Below are 17,556 nucleotides of genomic sequence, written 5' to 3' on the forward strand. Positions count from 1 at the left end.
ATATAAAAGCCTTTATCAAAGGAAAGGGCAGCGGAACGAACCAAGATACTAATGGAAATTAAAACAATAATACTTAAGGAGAGCCAAAGACCTTTTCCTCTTATATTTTCTTTCCATTCCTTCCAAATATAGTGCATAATGGCTGTCTCCCCTTTACTAAAATCAACACGGTTAGCACGACCAATGCAGCAAATAAGAACAAAGAGTGGTTGCCCTTAGCCGACATTAGCGGATATGGATCCTTAAACATCACTTCATCTTCTGATTGTGAAGCATTAATTTTTTCATAGATGTGGATGGCTGGACTTTTTAAAAATAAATTGGTTAATTCCTGATCCTCAATCAGTTGATGAAGAGAGGAATGATAGACTATAGGAAAATCCCCGATGCCATCCTGATTTAAATCGGTGAGAGGGAAGGCGTTGCCCCAATCATTGCCCTTGCCGTTTTTGCTCCAAGCATTGCCTTCACCCTTACCGCCAATGGTCACCGAAGGAATCGTATTTTCAGTAATTCGGTTTCTCGTAAAAACTTGATCATTAGAACTGGCCCATAGCTCGATGCCAATCTGATTCTGAATAATTTTGTTATCGCGGATAAGATTTCTTGTTGCTTGGTCAATATATAAGCCGCGCTGATTCATATAGAATGTATTGTGTTTGATTTGATTATCATTCGCCTGCAAAAGCAATAGACCAAATGATTGGTTTCCGTAGTTTACGATAAATTGATTGTCTTCAAGCTCAAGATTATTGGAATTCATGACGGCTGCGCCGCCGGTGTTCATCGTAAAGGTATTGCGTTTAAATATATTTCCGTCGGAGTACATATAATGCAGCCCGTAACGGGTATTGCTAATGTGATTGTCATAGCTTTTATTCTTGTTGGCATAATCAAAGAACATTCCGTCGCGGGTGCCGTCAATCGTATTGTGGGTAATAAGGTTGTCTTTAGCATAAAAAACATGTATTCCGTTTCCTTGGGCTGCTATTTCTCCCTTGCCAAGCCCCATAATCTCGTTATAACGGACTATATTATGATGGGCCTTACTTAGATAAATACCGTGAAAGGAATGACGGATTTTTATGTGCTCGATTACGTTGTTGTTGGTATAGACCTTGATGGCAGCGTACTCTTCAGCGGAATTTCGGTTCATGCTGCTATTCGTCACCGTAAAATGCGAAAGTTTCACATTAGTGGCTTTAACGGAAATGACATTCCCTGTTCCGTCACCCTTAATCACGGTATTTTTGGAGCCAATTAGCGTCAGCGGTTTTTTGATGATGATATTGCCCTCATAAGACTTATCTTCAAGCCTCAATACCGCTCCCGGTTTCATGGAGTCGATCCTGGCTTGCAGATGTTCGGCTGCCATATTTCTCTCAGGTTTTATGAAAAAAAGAAGAGAAAATGTTAGAAACAGGAGCGTCGTTTTTTTCATTTTTTTCGATCCTTCCATAACGGAATGAGTAGTAAAATAAAGGCCGCTATAACAAAGTAGGTGCCTGTGCCCAGGATGCTGTGGGTAATAAAGTTTGCTACCGTATTTTCGCCTACAATCGGCGGAACAAACGGATCAATTTTAATTGGTGCTTTTGGGCTTAGATTGGATCCATATTTTTTTAAAGCAAAGTGAAGATCCAATACTCCGGCCAAACCGCCAATAACAAAAATCGTAATTAATCCATAAAGAACTTTTTTATTGCGGAGGATGGCTGTCATAAGAGTGAGCAATGCCAAACCACCAATAATGTAGATTAGATAAGAAAGTTCAGGAAAGTTCTTTTCGCTGAAGTTGGACATCCCAATATAATGGTTGAGCCCATTGATAATATCAATTTGCCCTTCCAGCTTATTTGGATACACGATGATATTTAAGCCTTCCGGATATTGAGGAGCATAAAATACCATTTTCCACCAAGGGAAAAACATGGAGATTGCAATCAGAATCGTAGAAAGGCCAATTAATAGGGAAGAAATAACGGATAATTTATTTTTACTATCATTCAAGTGAACCACTCCTTTTATGTTAAAAGCCTCAATTAAAAACAAAGCGGGTATCAATTATTCCCTTGATACCCGCTTTATTGCCATGTCTAGCTGCAGCGCCTGACCAAGGCCCTGCAGCTTTGAGTATTATTGCTTTGGTTTTACTAGGAAGTAGCCGTTCATTTCCTGATGCAGTGCAGAGCAGAAATTCGTACAGTAAAGTGGGAATGTTCCTGCTTTATCTGCAGTGAGCTCCATTGTGTTTGTTTGGCCAGGCTGAACTTCCATGTTTAAGTCATAGTCGTTAATGGCAAAACCGTGGGTAATATCTTCATCAAAGTCAATATTGGTTAAATGGATAAATACATGATCTCCTTGGTTAACCTCAATCGTGTCAGGACGTTTTGCAGTGTGGTCAAAGATAAATCTTGAACGCATCGCAATACCATAGACATGGACTTCGTTTCCTTTTCGGACAATTTTGGTGTCGCTTTGCTTATAAACGGCATCCTTGTTATTTGGATCCTTCGGATAGACATTGATCGTTTTAATTTTATCTGCCTTAATCATTTGGGCATAGTGAGGTTCCGGATCGACCGGCGCCGATTGAACAACCTTCATCTTTCCGCTGATATCAATCAATTGCATGGATTCTGGGTGTGAAGGTCCAACGGATAAGTAGCTGTCCTTGGCAATTTTGTTTAAGGCAACAAGCCATTTTCCATCTGGTGCCACCGTGTCGCCTTCAGCAGCCACAGAATGACCTGGAGAATATTGAACAGGAACACGGTCTAACGTTTTACCTGTTTTAGGGTCCCACTTAACAATTTCAGATGAAATAAACATCGTTGTATAAGCCATGCCTTTGTCATCAAATTGTGTATGAAGCGGTCCGAGTGCGTTTTCTGGGTTTACTTCTCTTTCCATTACTTTTTCATATTTTAAAATCGGAATACCATTGCGTTCACCAGCGAATTGTTTGTTTTCAATAGCTTTAAATGCTTTTTCAAAAGAGAATACGGTCATAGCTGGCGCAAGCTTACCGGAAGCGATAAAGTACTTGCCGTCTGGTGATACGTCAACTCCGTGCGGTGATTTCGCAACGGGAATTAAATAAATACCGCCTTTTTGTTTCTCAGGGAAAATCATTTTTTGTCCGTTTACATCTTCATATTTACCGTCCTTGACCATCTGTGCAAGCTCTTTCCAATTAAATAGCACGATGTAGTCACGGTCTGCCTGTGATGCATTGACTTCCATTGTTGTAGTAGCTTCTTCTGTATTATAAGTAGTCATAACAGCCCAGTCTTTAGAGCCCTTTTTACCTGCATCTGAAAGGTCATAGGACCAAGGTGGAAGGGCCACCTGGTAAGCAACGTTAAGTTTTACTTTTTGATCGTCGAAAGTTACCGCTGACATGACTCCGCGATACTTTGAACTGTAGTCATCTAATGATTCATATTTTTGACCTAGAGGAACAGCGAAACGGGTAGGAAGGAACATATACTCGGTATTTTCGGTAACAAAGGCTGCACAGTGTGGCCCTGCAGTGTTTGGAACCTTGATAATATCTTTGGTTGTAAAGGTTTTGAGGTCAACAACCGCTGCACGGCTGTTACCGACGTCTGTTGCAAACATCCATTTCCCGTCATAATCACCGTTTGTTTCAGAGAAGGCCGGATGGTGAAGGTCACCCCATGTATAGCCGCCCATCATTTTTTTGGTCTCTTCATCAAAGCCATAACCTGTTGCGGAGTCAGGGGAGAATACCGGAATCGTTCTAATTTTCCGCATGGATGGTACACCGTAAATAAACATTTGACCGGAGTGGCCGCCGGATGCGAATAAATAATAGTCATCTTTTTTGCCAAAAGGCACATACACTTTTTCCGCATTGCTCTTGTTGCCTGCGGAAGCGACATCATGATTTGAACTTGATGAAAAGTCCGCAAAAGAAATCGTCGCCGCGACAAAGCCGGCAAGTAAACCGGATGCGATCGGAATCCATTTTTTCATTCAATACACCACCCTTATTATTTAGCCTCTGATGCTTGTTTTAATAAATCGAGGACTTGCTTGCGTTCTTCATCGGTTAGTGGATTTTTGCCGATCACTCCTGACATAACTGCTGAAGTCGGCTGTTTTAGAAATTCTTCAATGGGCTTGCCGTGTTTTCCTTCCACGTTCACATAGGCTTGTGAAAGATCCGGGCCAACAGCACCACCTTTAAGATTGAGGGCATCTACACTGTGGCAGCCAAGGCACCCTCTTTTATTGAGAATGTTATCTTCGGCTACTGCTGAAGACGTGGCAGGCTCCGTCGAATCCTTGCTTTCCTCTTTAGTAGTTTTCTCTAATGGTGTATCTGTTTGTGCCACCTGCGACTTATTACCGGAGTCGCCCATTAAGACGCCAAATACTAGGTATCCAACCCCAAATCCTAGTAAAGCACTAATAACAAAGCTAATCATTGCTTTTTGCAATTTTGTCCCCCTCCTTTTTATTCAAATGAACACTTTTATCCTATTTGGAAAGCTCTTACAAAATTGTGATGTTGAGCACACTTTTATTCGGGCTTTTTGAACGTTTTGTGAAGTCGGTCTTGAAAGCAAGGAATAATGCCCATTTGAAAAATATGAACGTTTTGTGAAACACGTCACTACTAAATGGAATAGGAGAGTTTACAATTGATGGTAAGGGAAAAGGTAGAACTTTCCTTTTAAAAAGGTGGTGTGGGAATTGAATCAGATTTTACGAGAAGGTAATGAAATGGTTTTTCAAAAAGGTGAATTACTGAAGAAAATTGTCATATTTAAAGACTTGTCGGAGAAGTCACTTACACTTATTGAAAAACGTCTTCAAACGTTTCAGTTAAAAAAAGGGGACCACATTATGTCTGAGGATGATGTAGCGCGTGGTGTCTACTTTATACAATCAGGGTCGGTTAAACTCACAAAAGAAGATGAAAGTGGAAATGAGGTCATTGTTTGTGTGAAGCAAACAGGGGATGTTTTTGCTGAAGCCTGTTTATTTACTAATAGGAAGGAGTCCTATCCGGCTACTGGAACTATGCTTGAGGATGGGACGATTTCATTTTTGGATAAGCAGGGGCTTGAGCAGGATCTCTATCAATACCCAGAATTGGCCGTCCAAATGATTCATTATATGAGTGATACTTTGAGAGAAATGACATCGCAACTACGTGATGTTGCTCTGTTAGATGTGTATGCAAAATCAGTCAAAACCCTTGAACGGCTGGGTCGTAAGTTTAATGCGGATAGCAAGCGGTGGGGAATTGAAATACCATTGACTGTGCAGGAATTTGCCACGGTTGTCGGCACCTCACGGGAGAGTGTCAGCCGGGTGTTTTCGAAGTTAAAGAAAGATAACATGATTGAATTGAAGTCACGAAAAATAATCATCTTGGATTGGTGCTTATTTTGTACCCTGCAGCATAAGGGGTATTAAAAATGAAATGGCCCTGCAGCTAACGATGCTGCAGGGCCACTATTTTACCATTTGTATGTCCAGAATCGTTCAAAATTGATTCGGGCCATAACTTGCGGATCTTGATTTTTCAGTTTTTCTTCCATATCTTTAAACGTTAGTTCTGTCTGGGAACGGTGCGCTTTAATGGCCGCCAATTTGATATGGGCTACGTTACTAATTTCGTTGATAATGTCTGCTTCCCCAAGTTTTTCCACACAGTCATTGGAAAAAGCAACACAGTGTAATTTAGGCCGTGCGGCAGCTGGAAGTTTTCCAACAGCACGAATGACGGCTGCACCGGTAGCATCGTGGTCAGGGTGTACAGCATATCCCGGGTAAAATGTGATAATAAGTGAAGGGTTTATTTCTTGGATAATGGATAACAAGTGGTTTGCTAATTTTTCATCATCCTCAAACTCAATGGTCTTATCACGGTACCCAAGCATGCGTAAGTCCTGAATGCCTAATACATTAACAGCATCTTGTAATTCCTTTTTTCTGATTTTCGGAAGATCTTCTCTATTGGTAAATGGAGGATTCCCTAAATTTCTTCCCATTTCTCCTAATGTTAAGCAGGCGTAGGTAACTGGACTTCCGTTCTTAACGTGAGTGGCAATCGTTCCGGATACGCCAAAGGCTTCATCGTCGGGGTGTGGGAAGACAACCAGGACATGACGTTCTTTTTCCATGGTACCCTCTCCTTTCTTATTCAAATGGCGTGGTGCTGATCTCCAATGCTACCGCCAGTTTTCCAGTATAATCGTGGCCAGCAAGAAGTAAGCGACCTTGTTCATCGATTTCGTAGTGGGTAATCCCTTCAGCATAGACCCAGCCAAGGTTGATTTTTAATCCAACACGAAAAGGGCCGTTTCCGGTTATTTTCCCATGTTCATATTGGACAAGGGCATTGCGGATATAGGCTCCGGCAGAAAAGAATTTCTGATCAATATGAGATGCATACGCACCGTTTGTAGTCTCCAAATGAAGAAAGACATCCTTGTTTGCAAAGTTGTTGATCGCTTCCTGAACTTTTTGGATATGAACTGACTCCATTGCGGGGCCTCCTTTCCCAATAGTATCGGTTTGGATTTATCTACAGAATAATGTTAGTTAATATTGTTACTATCATACTAAAATTAGTAAGAAAAAGCGAAATGAATGCTTGGTAATGGGGGTGAATGGTGTTTTGCAAGTAAATCTGTGTTTTTCGCAAGGAAATATGATTTATACAAATAAAATACTCTCTAACGCAAGTAAGAGCTGGATGAACGCAAGTAACCGACTTAAGGGCAGAAAATTTTTAGCGTATATATAAAAAAAAGAGCCGATTTCATCGGCTCTTCTAGTCTTTCATTTATTCACCACAATCTTCGCAATACTCCGTTTTACTGGTTCCAGCTGTGCCGCGATAGGCGCCATGCCAGGTAGGTCCAACGTATTGATTTAGACGGAATCCTTGTTGGATTGCTGCAGAAACAAATGCCTTTGAAGTTTCTACTGCTTCGAAAACCGATTTTCCTTTAGCAAGTTCAGCCGTAATCGCTGATGAGTTGGTACAACCGGCACCGTGTGTGAAGAGGGTGTTGATTTTATCTGATTCAAAAACAGTGAAGTCTCTTCCATCATAAAGGAGATCAATGGATTTTTCTTCTGTTTGAAGCTTGCTGCCACCTTTGATGAGGACATTTTTTGCTCCGCGGTCGAAAATTTTAACAGCGGCATCCTTCATTTCATCCAGGGAATGAGGAGTTTTCATACCTGCAAGCTGGCCAGCTTCAAAAAGGTTTGGAGTAACAACCAAAGCGCGTGGCAATAGAAGCTCACCCATCGCATCAGCTGTTTCTGGATTCAACACTTCATCTTCGCCTTTACATACCATAACAGGGTCGATGACCACACGCTGTAATTGGTGCTCATCCATTTTTTTAGCAGCTAACTCAATGATTTCAACAGTTCCCAACATTCCAGTTTTCATGGCATCGATTCCTACTGAAAGAATCGTCTCCAATTGCTTTTCTAGAATCGCCACATCAATTGGAAACACATTATGATGCCAATGATTCTTCGGATCCATCGTCACAATACAAGTAAGTGCCGTCATTCCATAAACACCAAGCTCCTGAAACGTCTTCAAATCTGCTTGAAGTCCAGCACCTCCACTCGTATCCGAACCTGCGATCGTCATAGCCTTCCTAATCGTCATTAGGTACTCCTCCTTTAACAACTAAACATCAAATAACACACCTTCCTATTATAAATCATTTAGGTTAAATTAACATTAATCAGCAATTATCGGCAAAATTCTTCCTGTGTTCATTTGATGATGACGTAATGGCTACACAATGGGTGATACAATGGGTGACAGGCACCGCTCGTGGACAAAACCCCATTTTGTCCACCCTAGACGGACACTTAGTAAGGATTGAGAGAGTGATGACAAATAGGTGATTAAGACATTGTTTTTAAGTTGTTCATGGGAATTTGTGATAAATATTACTTACACTTCGTAAGTAAGAAATTACGATTATGGTAAGAAATCATGCACCGCCCACGCTGCATTTCCGTTTGGCATGCCAAACGTGCCGAATGCTCCCATTGTGGCAATGACAATCATGAAAAATTTCAATATAGTACGATTGAAGGGGATGCCGTCTTACAAATACAGGTTTGCGATGAGTGGAACGGCTATATTAAAATGATTGATACTAGACAATACATTGAAAAACCATCCGCGGCTATGTTTGATATAAAGTCCAACCATTTGGATTTTGTGGCCCAAGAAAATGGATATTAAGCAGTAAACGAGAAAAAATTGCTCAATTAAGAGGTGCTTATGAAAGCAGCAGCAATAATATTATCCGGTGGTCAATCTAGCAGAATGGGGACAAATAAAGCCTTATTACCCATAAACGAAAAAACAAATATCGAAAGAATTCGAGATAGCATGGGTCCTCACTTTGACGATCTGGTTCTCGTAACAAACGATCCTAAGGCTTATGAATTTTTAGGAATTAAAATGACTGAGGATCATTACCCGGGGATGGGGCCGCTTGCTGGGCTGCATGCCGGCTTACTGGCTTCAGAATATGATGTCAATCTGATGGTTGCCTGTGATATGCCCTTTGTTTCAGGTGAACTTGCTCGGGAACTTGTCTGCATGATTGGTGAGTATGATGCCGTCATACCTGTCATTAACGGGATACAGCACCCCTTATTTGCTGTTTTTAAGAAGTCTTCAGCTAAAGTGGCAGCCACCTGCATTGAAGCAGGAAATTTACGGATGAAACAACTTTTAGACCGTCTAAACGTGTTATATTTAACAGAAAATGAGTTATCCGTCTTTAAGCAATTCGATCTGGAACGGGTTTTTTTCAATATGAATCACCCAAATGAATACGAGGATGCAAAAAAATGGGCTAAAGAAGGCCGTTAGTGGATATGAGGTAACATGCGATTTTTCACAGTAATGAAAGTTGAAGAAACGTTTGATTTAATTGAATAGAACATACATTGCTGAGACGATTCATCGTCCCAGCGGAACAGAACCAGTATGGCCGGCATTATGGCAATTAAAATAGATGAGGTTCATGTAACAGGAATTATTTGCTTGATCCGTATACAAAGCAATATAATATTTCATATGTAAAAAGAATAATAGTGGATCAAGATGTGGTTCTATTTTGAGTGATCAGGGCAGGTTGTTAATTGAGTTCATCCGATTCCTTCAAGGAGCGGGTAGAAACTATCGGCGGCGATCAAGGTCGTGGAGTATCCGGAACCAAAGTGCTAAAACCACGGCTAGCTAGGTATTCGTTGACAGTTACAACATGGAAGAGGTGAAATAATTGAATTTCTACGAAATATCGAAGGAACCGATTGATATTCAATCGGTGATTGATAAAGTGATCCAACGGGAAGCGGGCGCGATTACGACTTTCATTGGGACCGTACGGGAACTAACCTATGGAAAAAAGACCTTGTTTTTAATTTATGAGGCGTATGAAGCAATGGCCGTGAAAAAGCTTGCCCAAATTGGTGCGGAAATGGAAGAACGCTGGGCGGGATCTAAAGTCGCCATTACCCATCGTGTGGGCCGCCTCGATATTACCGATGTGGCTGTCGTTATTGCTGTATCCACGCCGCACCGCGCTGATGCCTATGAGGCAAACCGTTATGCAATTGAACGTATTAAAGAAATCGTTCCTATTTGGAAAAAGGAGCATTGGGAGGACGGCGAGGAATGGGTCGGCAATCAGCTTGAGACTGTTTCATACCCAAGCGGCAAGCCGGAGGAGGATGATTTACATGAATAAGGTACTCTTTTTTGCCCATTTGCGAGATGCTATCGGAGAAGATTTTTTACAAATGGATGCTGTTGGAAAAACGGTTGCCCAGTTAAAGGCTGAATTAATGGAAAAATACCATCTATCTCGGTTGGAAACCGTCATGACTGCCATCAATGAGGAATTTGCCTCTAATGATGAAGTCATTCGTGAGGGGGATGAAATTGCGTTTATTCCTCCAGTAAGTGGTGGATGATACCCTGATGGCTCGCCAAAAAGGCGGGCTTTCTTTCGAAAGGGGAAAGATAGATGGACGAACGGTATTCACGGCAGGTTCTATTTCCGGGGATTGGAAAAGAAGGACAAGCCAAGATTTGCAACAAGCATGTACTGATTATTGGGGCAGGGGCTTTGGGGTCCGGGAATGCAGAGATTCTCACTCGAGCCGGTGTTGGCAAGATCACCGTCGTGGACCGCGATTATGTGGAAGCCAGCAACCTCCAGCGTCAGCAACTTTATACGGAGGCCGATGTAGCGGAAAGACTTCCAAAGGCGGCCGCCGCGGAAAGGCGACTAAGAGAAATCAATTCCGATGTTGAAGTACGGTCGATCATCGGAGATGCCACTCCAGAGATATTAGAAGAGTTGATCCAAGACGTCGATGTGATGATCGATGCCACCGATAACTTTGAAACGCGGATGGCCATGAACGATGTTTCACAAAAATATAATGTGCCATGGATCTATGGGGCTTGTGTGGGCAGCTATGGAATGAGTTTTTCTATTATTCCTGGGAGAACCCCCTGTTTAAATTGCCTGTTGCGCACGATTCCATTACAGGGAATGACCTGTGATACAGGAGGAATTATCTCCCCCATTGTGCAAATGGTTATAGCCCACCAGACGTCAGAGACTTTGAAAATGCTAGTCGAGGATTGGGATGCAGTTCGGACCTCATTTGTCAGCTTTGATCTTTGGAGAAACCAATATACTAGTTTGAAAATGTCGAAGGCGAAATATGCCGGCTGTTTATCATGCGGTGAGGAACGAACCTACCCGTATCTTTACCATGAAAATAGGACGAAAACCACTGTCCTGTGCGGCCGTGATACCGTGCAAATCCGACCGTCCATCTCAGGAGAAATTTCCTTAGAAAAGCTAGCTGGGCAGTTGAGCACACTGGGCTATTCCGTGAAAGGCAATCCCTATTTAATTTCGGTAGAACTGGGAGAAGAACGGATGGTAATTTTTCAAGATGGCCGTGCGTTGATTCATGGAACAAAAGACTTAACCCATGCCAAAGCGGTCTATCAGCGGATTATGGGATAACTCGTATCCTTATGGGTACGGGTTTTTATTTTTGAGCTAAGTTAAAGGATACTGTTGGTTTTGGATGCGTTGATGGGAGAGGGAGGACCCACAGGGCTGCTCACGGATAAGGAAGGGCCTGGAGTTTAAATCAGGGCAATTTTTTTAGGTGGAAAAAATCGACATGTTTCACGTGGAACATGGAAAAGGTTGTCGATTGGCAGCCTTCTGAGACTAATTTTTCGAAAAAACGTCCATACTCATGTAGAATGGAGACGAGACGGAAACAGAGAGGGATCCTATGGTGAATATTTCAATCCAAAAACTATTATCGAAAATGGAAGAAGAAATTCAGCAAGCCCAAAAAGCGCAAACGGACGAAGGCCTGCGGGAGCGGATTTATTCTATTAAAATACTATGCGAATTATTATTGGATGATCAACCGGTGTCCAGAGAGAAACTCGTTAAACCAATTGTGCAACAGCCGGTTTATCAGCAGCCAGGGGTCGCCCAACCCGCTTTCCAGAAGCCAACAACTATGCAGCAGGGGAAAAAATTAGAATTAGAGGACGGGGCAAACGGAGATTCATTGTTTGATTTTTAAAAAGGGGGAAAGAGGAAAATGAAAACATTTATTGTGATGGGAGCAATCAATGCCTTTTTGGCGGTAGCACTTGGTGCATTCGGTGCTCATGGGTTAAAGGACAAACTGGATGCTCATTATTTGGAGATTTGGAAAACCGGTGTCACCTATCAAATGTTTCATGCAACAGGACTTCTGGTCATTGGGATATTGCTAGGTAAAGCGGCCACGAGTGCCTTATTTAGTTGGTCCGGCTGGCTAATGTTGATCGGAATCATTTTATTTAGCGGAAGCTTGTATGTGCTGAGCTTAACGAAAATCGGTCCCTTGGGTGCGATTACGCCAATCGGCGGCGTTTGCTTCTTGGCAGCTTGGATTTTGATGATCGTTGGAGCCGTGAAGAATTTTTAAAAGCATTGGATGTGATTCCGATGCTTTTTTTCATAAAAAAACAAACACCAATTGGCCATCAATTGGTGTTTAGGTTCCGTTTAACGCGCAGGGAAGGTTGATAATCCCGCACCAGCCCCAAACGGGTATTCATATTCGATTTCTTCTGCAAAGGTAATGTAGTCAACCGCGACCATTGGGATGAGGTAACGGGTACCTACCTGCGGATCGCTTAGGATGACGTGATCTCTACCTGCTGCTTCAATAATTCCTTTGAACTCTTTGGCATTCCATTGATTGTTGCCTTCAAAGGTGGCAAATACAGATACGAGTTTTCCCTTATTTAATCGTAAAATATTTTCGATGTATGACTGCTCAAGTGGTAGCATGCCTGGAACTTGGCTTCCCCCAGTACTAGGTGGTTGTAGAACAGCCCCTGTCCCTGCTGGCGGTAATGGTTGTGGATAGCCAGTTTGGGTCGGAAACATTTGCCCCCCGCCGGCAATTGGCTGGGCGCCCTGTTGCCCTGCCGCACCAGTATACGGCTGAAACCCTTGTGGATTGTAATATTGGTTCATCTTTTTCCCTCCTAAAAATGACTAAATCAGTGGCCAACATTCTATTCATACTCCTTATGCCCCAAAGTGTTCCTTTTAGGGGAAGGAATCTCTGATAGGGAGAATGCAATTTTTCAAAGATTCGCTGTTTTAATAGTATGAAGGGAAGTACCAAGATATGACTTTATGGCCTAGGGGAAAAAGAAAAAAGTTCCCAGTAACCTGAGAACCTTTTTGAAAAAATTACAGATGCAGGAAGCTATTGATACGATCTTCCTCTAAAATATTACCTACAAAGAAAGAACCAAATTCCCCGTAACGGGCACTTACTTCATCAAAACGCATTTCATAAACAAGCTTCTTAAATTGCAGGACATCATCGGCAAAAAGGGTTACGCCCCACTCATAATCATCAAAGCCAACGGAACCGGTAATGATTTGTTTAACCTTGCCGGCATAGTTGCGACCGATCATGCCATGACTGCGCATTAAATGGCGGCGATCCTCCATTGGGAGCATATACCAGTTGTCATTGCCCTGACGGCGCTTGTCCATCGGGTAGAAGCACACATGTTTCGCTTTTGGCAGAATGGGATACAGACGTCCGCGAACATAAGGGTTTTGGTAGGGATCCTCATTAGAATCAGATGGTAAGTAATTGCTTAGTTCCACAACGGATACATAGGAATGGGCAGGGACAGTGAATTCTGCCAATTTTGTTTTATTAAACTCTGTCTCAATTTCATTTAATTCTTCCATGGTTGGCCGCAGAATCATCATCATGAAATCGGCTTTTTGACCAACGATTGTATATAATGCATGACTGCCTTCATTATGTAACTGAGTGGTATTCCATTTTTCAATGAGTCCTAAAAACTCGTTAATGGCTGCCTGGCGTTCTTCTTCAGGAAGCATTTTCCAAGTTGTCCAGTCAACGGTTCGGAAATCATGGAGGCAGTACCAGCCATCAAGCGTTTGGGCTGCTTCGCTCATTATAATCACTCCTAAATAATCATTCTTCTTAATAACAATATTTACTATATCATAGTTTGACCAACGAATGCCCGAATAAACCCTTGAAACGAAGGGTGGATAATTTTTGAAAAAGGTGTACATAGTAAAAAATGGAGCAAAAGTTTTTTGAAAACAAAAACTTTTTAATGAAAACGTTATCTGTGAGGAAATATGCTTGAAATTTTATTCTGGTAAAGTACGCTTGAAGAGGAGTATTTATTTAGGGAGGATTTGTCGTGGATTTATTTGAAGGATTAAAGAAAAAGGTCGCAGGCCGCGATTTGAAAATTGTTTTTCCTGAAAGCATGGATGAACGGATATTAAAAGCGGTTGGGCGATTGGCCGCAGAAAAACTAATGACCCCAATCCTGATTGGCAATATCGACCGGGTGCAGGCGAAAGCAAGTGAACTCGGTGTTTCTTTGGAGTCAGTTGAAATATATGATCCTGAAAACTACGTAGGATTGGACGAGTTGGTCGCTTCTTTTGTGGAACGTCGCAAAGGAAAAGCCACTGAAGAAGATGCCCGTAAGATTTTAAAGGATGAAAACTATTTTGGAACCATGTTGGTTCATGTGAATAAAGCGAATGGCCTGGTGAGCGGAGCCACTCATTCTACAGCGGATACGGTTCGCCCAGCACTACAAATCATTAAGACAAAAGAGGGCATTAAAAAGACTTCCGGTGTGTTTATCATGGTTCGCGGCGAGGAAAAGTATGTGTTTGCTGATTGTGCCATCAATATTGCACCTGACAGTATGGATTTAGCTGAGATTGCTTTGGAAAGTGCGAAGACAGCGGAAATGTTTGATATTGACCCACGTGTGGCGATGTTGAGCTTTTCTACTAAGGGTTCAGCAAAATCAGAGGAAACAGAACGGGTAGTTGCTGCAGTTGCGGAGGCAAAACGCCGTAATCCATCCGTTGTGTTAGATGGAGAATTCCAATTTGATGCAGCGTTCGTTCCATCTGTTGCAAAAAGCAAGGCACCTGGTTCTGTTATACAGGGTGACGCCAATGTATTTATTTTCCCAAGCCTTGAAGCGGGTAATATCGGTTACAAAATTGCCCAGCGCTTAGGAGGATTTGAAGCAGTTGGTCCAATTCTCCAAGGGCTAAACCGTCCGGTGAATGATCTTTCCCGCGGTTGTAATGAAGAGGATGTTTATAAGCTGGCGCTCATTACGGCGGCACAAGGGTTGTAATTTTTTAGAAGAGAGGGCCGGTTCACGATTTGGGTGGGCCGGCTTATTTTAGGGGCAAATGGTTGAATTCCTTGAGATTTTTGTTGAATTCTCGTGAATGTTTGTAGAAATCGACTTAATTTTGTAGAAATACTCCAAAGGTTTGTGGGATCCTCGCAGATTTTTGTAGAATTCCTCCAAAAAATTGTTGAATTTCCACCTCGGCCCGTTGGGTCCCACCTGTTTCATCCCGCCCTTTTTTGATAAAATAAGCCCATCAACTATAAAGGAGTTTACAATAATGGACGGTTTACTATACCAGCCCCAGTGGCGGATCATCGACCAGTCAGCTGTTGGGCCTCAATTTCCAGCATTGCAGTCTTTTGGAATGGATGATACTCTTTGTGCTTCTATTGGATCAGGGCAAGCTCCGGCAACAGCACGTACTTGGGTCCACCATAACACGATTGTATTAGGCATTCAGGATACAAAACTGCCATTCTTGCAGGAAGGTGTTCGGTTTTTGAAAGAGCAAGGCTATCAGTCTATTGTACGGAATTCCGGAGGACTGTCGGTTGTCCTTGATGAAGGGGTCCTCAATATCTCGTTGATTTTCCCAGAAGCTGAAAAAGGCATCGATATTGATCGTGGCTATGAAGCAATGTGGAGGCTGATTCAACGAATGTTTGCTGATTTTCCGCAGCAGATTGAAGCCAAGGAAATTGTCGGCTCTTACTGCCCGGGGAGTTATGACCTCAGTATTGATGGGAAAAAGTTTGCTGGTATTTCGCAGCGGAGAATTAGAAAAGGAGTCGCTGTTCAGATATATCTGTGCGTGAATGGCAGTGGCAGCCAGAGGGCTGAGCTTGTTAAGGATTTTTATCGATTGGCTAAACAAGATGCTTCGACGAAGTTTTTTGTACCGGACATTGTCCCGGAAGTGATGGCCTCTCTTTCAGAGTTGTTAGATGTCGACTTAACCATTGGTGATTGCATGTTTCGATTGTTAACGGAGTTGAAAAAAGCAAGTGATACTCTATTCTCTGGGGGATTAAATGAGGTAGAACTGGGGCTTTTACCTGGTTATTACCAAAGAATTGCAGAGCGAAATGAAAAGATTTTGGCCATATAAAAAGCCGTAAACCCTTTTTTTGGTTTGCGGCTTCGATTAAGATGCTGCTGTTGGTCTCTTCTCCCGAAAGTTACTCGGCAACCCTTTCTAAGTTTCCATTCCGATCCATTTTAAAAGTGGTTGCGGGTCTTTCTTCCTCTTCTTCAAAAAGAACAAGCTTGCGAGCGCGGTTCATGATCTTCATTAAGGTCTCGTAATCCTCCTGCATGGTTTCGGAGTTTTCCTCGAGATGCTTCACTTTTGCACTTAATTCTTCATTTTGCTTTTTCAAATCAGTGAGCTCGCGTTTCAATCTTTCATTCTCAATTTTTAATACATCATTTTGCAGATTGGAATGTTTAAAGTTTTCCAAGAATGTAATAACTGTATCCATGGTTAGGGCAGACGGTGCCGGAGTATAGCCGTGAGCTACGGGATTGACATACAATTCAGAAGCCATTTCTATTGTCATGTCTTGAATTTCAACAGTAGTTTCAGGCTGCATCTCGCTCTGGAGCGGCGCCGTATCCAGTGTTTCTGTCATAGTCATCGTTGGTACAGGTGGATTATAGAGTAACTTTTTCTTGCCGCTTTGTTCTCTGCCTAGAATTCTTTGTCTCTGTTTACGCTGCTTTTTAGCTAAGGCCAAAGCTTTTTCATAGCGATGGCGAACGACAGCGTTCCATCTGAATCCACAGGCGGCTGAGGTCCGATTTAATTTATCCCCCACTTCTTCAAAAGCATTTAGCTGGGTACTTCCTTCTCTTACATGCCTCAGGACAGTTTCAGCCAAAAGCAGGTCATTTTCATCTGTCCATGCATCTTGACGAACTTTCATATTTTCAACTCCCTTACGTTTTGCGAATGAATTGTCTGGATTTAACCGACGAATATTTAAAAGTTCTAGTCTTATGATGGACAAGTTTTTCAAGGTTTATACCAAAATGGTTAAAAGGATAATAGATTTTTTTGGGCCGATATGAAAAAATACCGTTTCCTTTTAGGAGTAAAGCGCAAATACGCCTTTAGTCTTCACCTAAATGCCCGCCAATTGGCGAGTTTTCTAATAAGAGGATGACATTATTAAGCTGGTTTACTAAAGATTGCTAAGGAATGCGGCTTGCATTCAAAAGAAAGAAACTGTAAAATACGTTAGGAGCTAAAGCTTGGACGAATTTACTTTTCCTTAAGGAATCATAGTAAAAAGATCGTATTGAAACGTGAAAAACTTAGATAATAGTTGGGTAAACTACTATTTATAGATTGACTGAAGAAAGGGGTGTAAAACAATGTCAAATGAATTCCGTGTTTGCGACGATTGCCAGGCCGTAAACCTCAAGACATTAATCCCTCGTTTAAAAGAAGCCGACCCCAACGCCGAAATTAAAATCGGCTGCCAATCTTACTGTGGCCCGGGCCGCAAAAAAACCTTCGCCTTCGTCAACAACCGCCCCGTCGCTGCCCTGACCGAAGACGAACTACTAGAAAAAGTAAATAAAAAACTCAAATAATCACCTTGATTAATCAATGAAGGTGATTTTCTTTTTTCTGGAAATGGGTGCCTGTCACCACAAAAAGACAAAATAGCGTTTTGTCCGCCTGGGATGGACATTTCCGTTTTATTATGTATTTTCATTATTGTCCACCC

General features: G+C 42.1%; 22 protein-coding genes. 12 read left to right on the forward strand and 10 right to left on the reverse strand.

The window, feature by feature from the left end:
* Positions 1-100: 100 nt before the first annotated feature.
* From nosD to V7083_RS00245, 4 genes are all read right to left on the reverse strand, one after another.
* Positions 101-1,441 (reverse strand): nitrous oxide reductase family maturation protein NosD, encoded by a 1,341-nt coding sequence (nosD, locus tag V7083_RS00230; RefSeq protein ID WP_335474139.1) that lies wholly within the window; start codon positions 1,439-1,441, stop codon positions 101-103.
* Positions 1,438-2,010, reverse strand: a complete 573-nt coding sequence (locus tag V7083_RS00235; protein WP_335474141.1) for a hypothetical protein — start codon at positions 2,008-2,010, stop codon at positions 1,438-1,440. The genes nosD and V7083_RS00235 overlap by 4 nt, the downstream gene beginning before the upstream one ends.
* A 126-nt stretch (positions 2,011-2,136) precedes the next feature.
* A complete protein-coding gene (gene nosZ / locus V7083_RS00240; RefSeq protein WP_335474143.1) occupies positions 2,137-4,005 on the reverse strand; it encodes a Sec-dependent nitrous-oxide reductase in 1,869 nt (622 codons plus the stop codon).
* 17 nt (positions 4,006-4,022) lie between these two features.
* Complete coding sequence (locus V7083_RS00245; protein ID WP_335474145.1) at positions 4,023-4,472, reverse strand: cytochrome C; 450 nt, start codon at positions 4,470-4,472, stop codon at positions 4,023-4,025.
* 256 nt (positions 4,473-4,728) lie between these two features.
* Between V7083_RS00245 and V7083_RS00250 the strand changes: the two genes are divergently transcribed.
* Positions 4,729-5,457, forward strand: a complete 729-nt coding sequence (locus tag V7083_RS00250; protein ID WP_335474147.1) for a Crp/Fnr family transcriptional regulator — start codon at positions 4,729-4,731, stop codon at positions 5,455-5,457.
* A gap of 44 nt (positions 5,458-5,501) precedes the next feature.
* Here the strand turns inward: V7083_RS00250 and bshB2 are convergent, their stop codons facing one another.
* The 3 genes from bshB2 to pdxK all read right to left on the reverse strand — a co-directional run bounded on the left by bshB2 (position 5,502) and on the right by pdxK (position 7,681).
* Positions 5,502-6,167 carry a bacillithiol biosynthesis deacetylase BshB2 gene (gene bshB2 / locus V7083_RS00255; protein ID WP_335474149.1) on the reverse strand — a complete coding sequence of 222 codons (666 nt, stop codon included), beginning with the start codon at positions 6,165-6,167 and terminating at the stop codon, positions 5,502-5,504.
* Between the two features lie 16 nt (positions 6,168-6,183).
* The gene (locus V7083_RS00260; protein WP_335474151.1) at positions 6,184-6,531 is read right to left on the reverse strand and encodes a YojF family protein; all 348 of its coding nucleotides are present in this window, start codon (positions 6,529-6,531) and stop codon (positions 6,184-6,186) included.
* 301 nt (positions 6,532-6,832) lie between these two features.
* Positions 6,833-7,681, reverse strand: coding sequence for a pyridoxine/pyridoxal/pyridoxamine kinase (gene pdxK, locus V7083_RS00265; RefSeq protein WP_335474153.1), 849 nt, complete (start codon positions 7,679-7,681; stop codon positions 6,833-6,835).
* Between the two features lie 336 nt (positions 7,682-8,017).
* Here pdxK and V7083_RS00270 point away from each other — a divergent pair, with 336 nt between their 5' ends.
* The 8 genes from V7083_RS00270 (at position 8,018) to V7083_RS00305 (ending at position 12,063) form a co-directional block, all read left to right on the forward strand.
* Positions 8,018-8,272, forward strand: a complete 255-nt coding sequence (locus tag V7083_RS00270; RefSeq protein ID WP_335474155.1) for a formate dehydrogenase accessory protein FdhE domain-containing protein — start codon at positions 8,018-8,020, stop codon at positions 8,270-8,272.
* A 39-nt stretch (positions 8,273-8,311) separates the two neighbouring features.
* Positions 8,312-8,911, forward strand: coding sequence for a molybdenum cofactor guanylyltransferase (gene mobA, locus V7083_RS00275; protein ID WP_335474157.1), 600 nt, complete (start codon positions 8,312-8,314; stop codon positions 8,909-8,911).
* 272 nt (positions 8,912-9,183) lie between these two features.
* Positions 9,184-9,318 (forward strand): hypothetical protein, encoded by a 135-nt coding sequence (locus V7083_RS00280; RefSeq protein WP_335474158.1) that lies wholly within the window; start codon positions 9,184-9,186, stop codon positions 9,316-9,318.
* A gap of 5 nt (positions 9,319-9,323) precedes the next feature.
* Positions 9,324-9,791, forward strand: coding sequence for a molybdenum cofactor biosynthesis protein MoaE (locus V7083_RS00285; protein ID WP_335474159.1), 468 nt, complete (start codon positions 9,324-9,326; stop codon positions 9,789-9,791).
* Entirely contained in the window at positions 9,784-10,017 is a 234-nt protein-coding gene (moaD, locus tag V7083_RS00290) for a molybdopterin converting factor subunit 1 (RefSeq protein WP_335474161.1), read from the forward strand. The genes V7083_RS00285 and moaD overlap by 8 nt, the downstream gene beginning before the upstream one ends.
* Positions 10,018-10,070: 53 nt before the next feature.
* Positions 10,071-11,090: a thiazole biosynthesis adenylyltransferase ThiF gene (locus V7083_RS00295; RefSeq protein WP_335474163.1), complete on the forward strand. Its 1,020-nt coding sequence runs from the start codon at positions 10,071-10,073 to the stop codon at positions 11,088-11,090.
* 280 nt (positions 11,091-11,370) lie between these two features.
* Complete coding sequence (locus V7083_RS00300) at positions 11,371-11,673, forward strand: YwdI family protein (protein ID WP_335474165.1); 303 nt, start codon at positions 11,371-11,373, stop codon at positions 11,671-11,673.
* A gap of 18 nt (positions 11,674-11,691) precedes the next feature.
* Positions 11,692-12,063 carry a DUF423 domain-containing protein gene (locus tag V7083_RS00305; RefSeq protein WP_335474167.1) on the forward strand — a complete coding sequence of 124 codons (372 nt, stop codon included), beginning with the start codon at positions 11,692-11,694 and terminating at the stop codon, positions 12,061-12,063.
* Positions 12,064-12,143: 80 nt separating this feature from the next.
* On the opposite strand, the gene gerQ is transcribed toward V7083_RS00305, so the two are convergent.
* Together gerQ and hemQ are read right to left on the reverse strand one after the other, a co-directional pair.
* Positions 12,144-12,620, reverse strand: coding sequence for a spore coat protein GerQ (gerQ, locus tag V7083_RS00310; RefSeq protein WP_335474169.1), 477 nt, complete (start codon positions 12,618-12,620; stop codon positions 12,144-12,146).
* 222 nt (positions 12,621-12,842) lie between these two features.
* Positions 12,843-13,592 (reverse strand): hydrogen peroxide-dependent heme synthase, encoded by a 750-nt coding sequence (hemQ, locus tag V7083_RS00315; RefSeq protein ID WP_335474171.1) that lies wholly within the window; start codon positions 13,590-13,592, stop codon positions 12,843-12,845.
* Positions 13,593-13,849: 257 nt separating this feature from the next.
* On the opposite strand from hemQ, the gene pta reads away from it, so the two are divergent.
* Complete coding sequence (gene pta / locus V7083_RS00320; RefSeq protein ID WP_335474173.1) at positions 13,850-14,818, forward strand: phosphate acetyltransferase; 969 nt, start codon at positions 13,850-13,852, stop codon at positions 14,816-14,818.
* Positions 14,819-15,098: 280 nt separating this feature from the next.
* The gene (locus tag V7083_RS00325) at positions 15,099-15,929 is read left to right on the forward strand and encodes a lipoate--protein ligase family protein (RefSeq protein WP_335474175.1); all 831 of its coding nucleotides are present in this window, start codon (positions 15,099-15,101) and stop codon (positions 15,927-15,929) included.
* Between the two features lie 70 nt (positions 15,930-15,999).
* Here the strand turns inward: V7083_RS00325 and V7083_RS00330 are convergent, their stop codons facing one another.
* Entirely contained in the window at positions 16,000-16,746 is a 747-nt protein-coding gene (locus V7083_RS00330; RefSeq protein WP_335474177.1) for an RsfA family transcriptional regulator, read from the reverse strand.
* A 451-nt stretch (positions 16,747-17,197) separates the two neighbouring features.
* Between V7083_RS00330 and V7083_RS00335 the strand changes: the two genes are divergently transcribed.
* On the forward strand, positions 17,198-17,419 hold the full coding sequence (locus V7083_RS00335; protein ID WP_335474179.1) for a DUF1450 domain-containing protein: 222 nt from the start codon (positions 17,198-17,200) through the stop codon (positions 17,417-17,419).
* Positions 17,420-17,556: the final 137 nt, after the last annotated feature.

This window comes from Bacillus sp. JJ1764 (assembly GCF_036962145.1).
Lineage (GTDB): Bacteria > Bacillota > Bacilli > Bacillales > Cytobacillaceae > Neobacillus.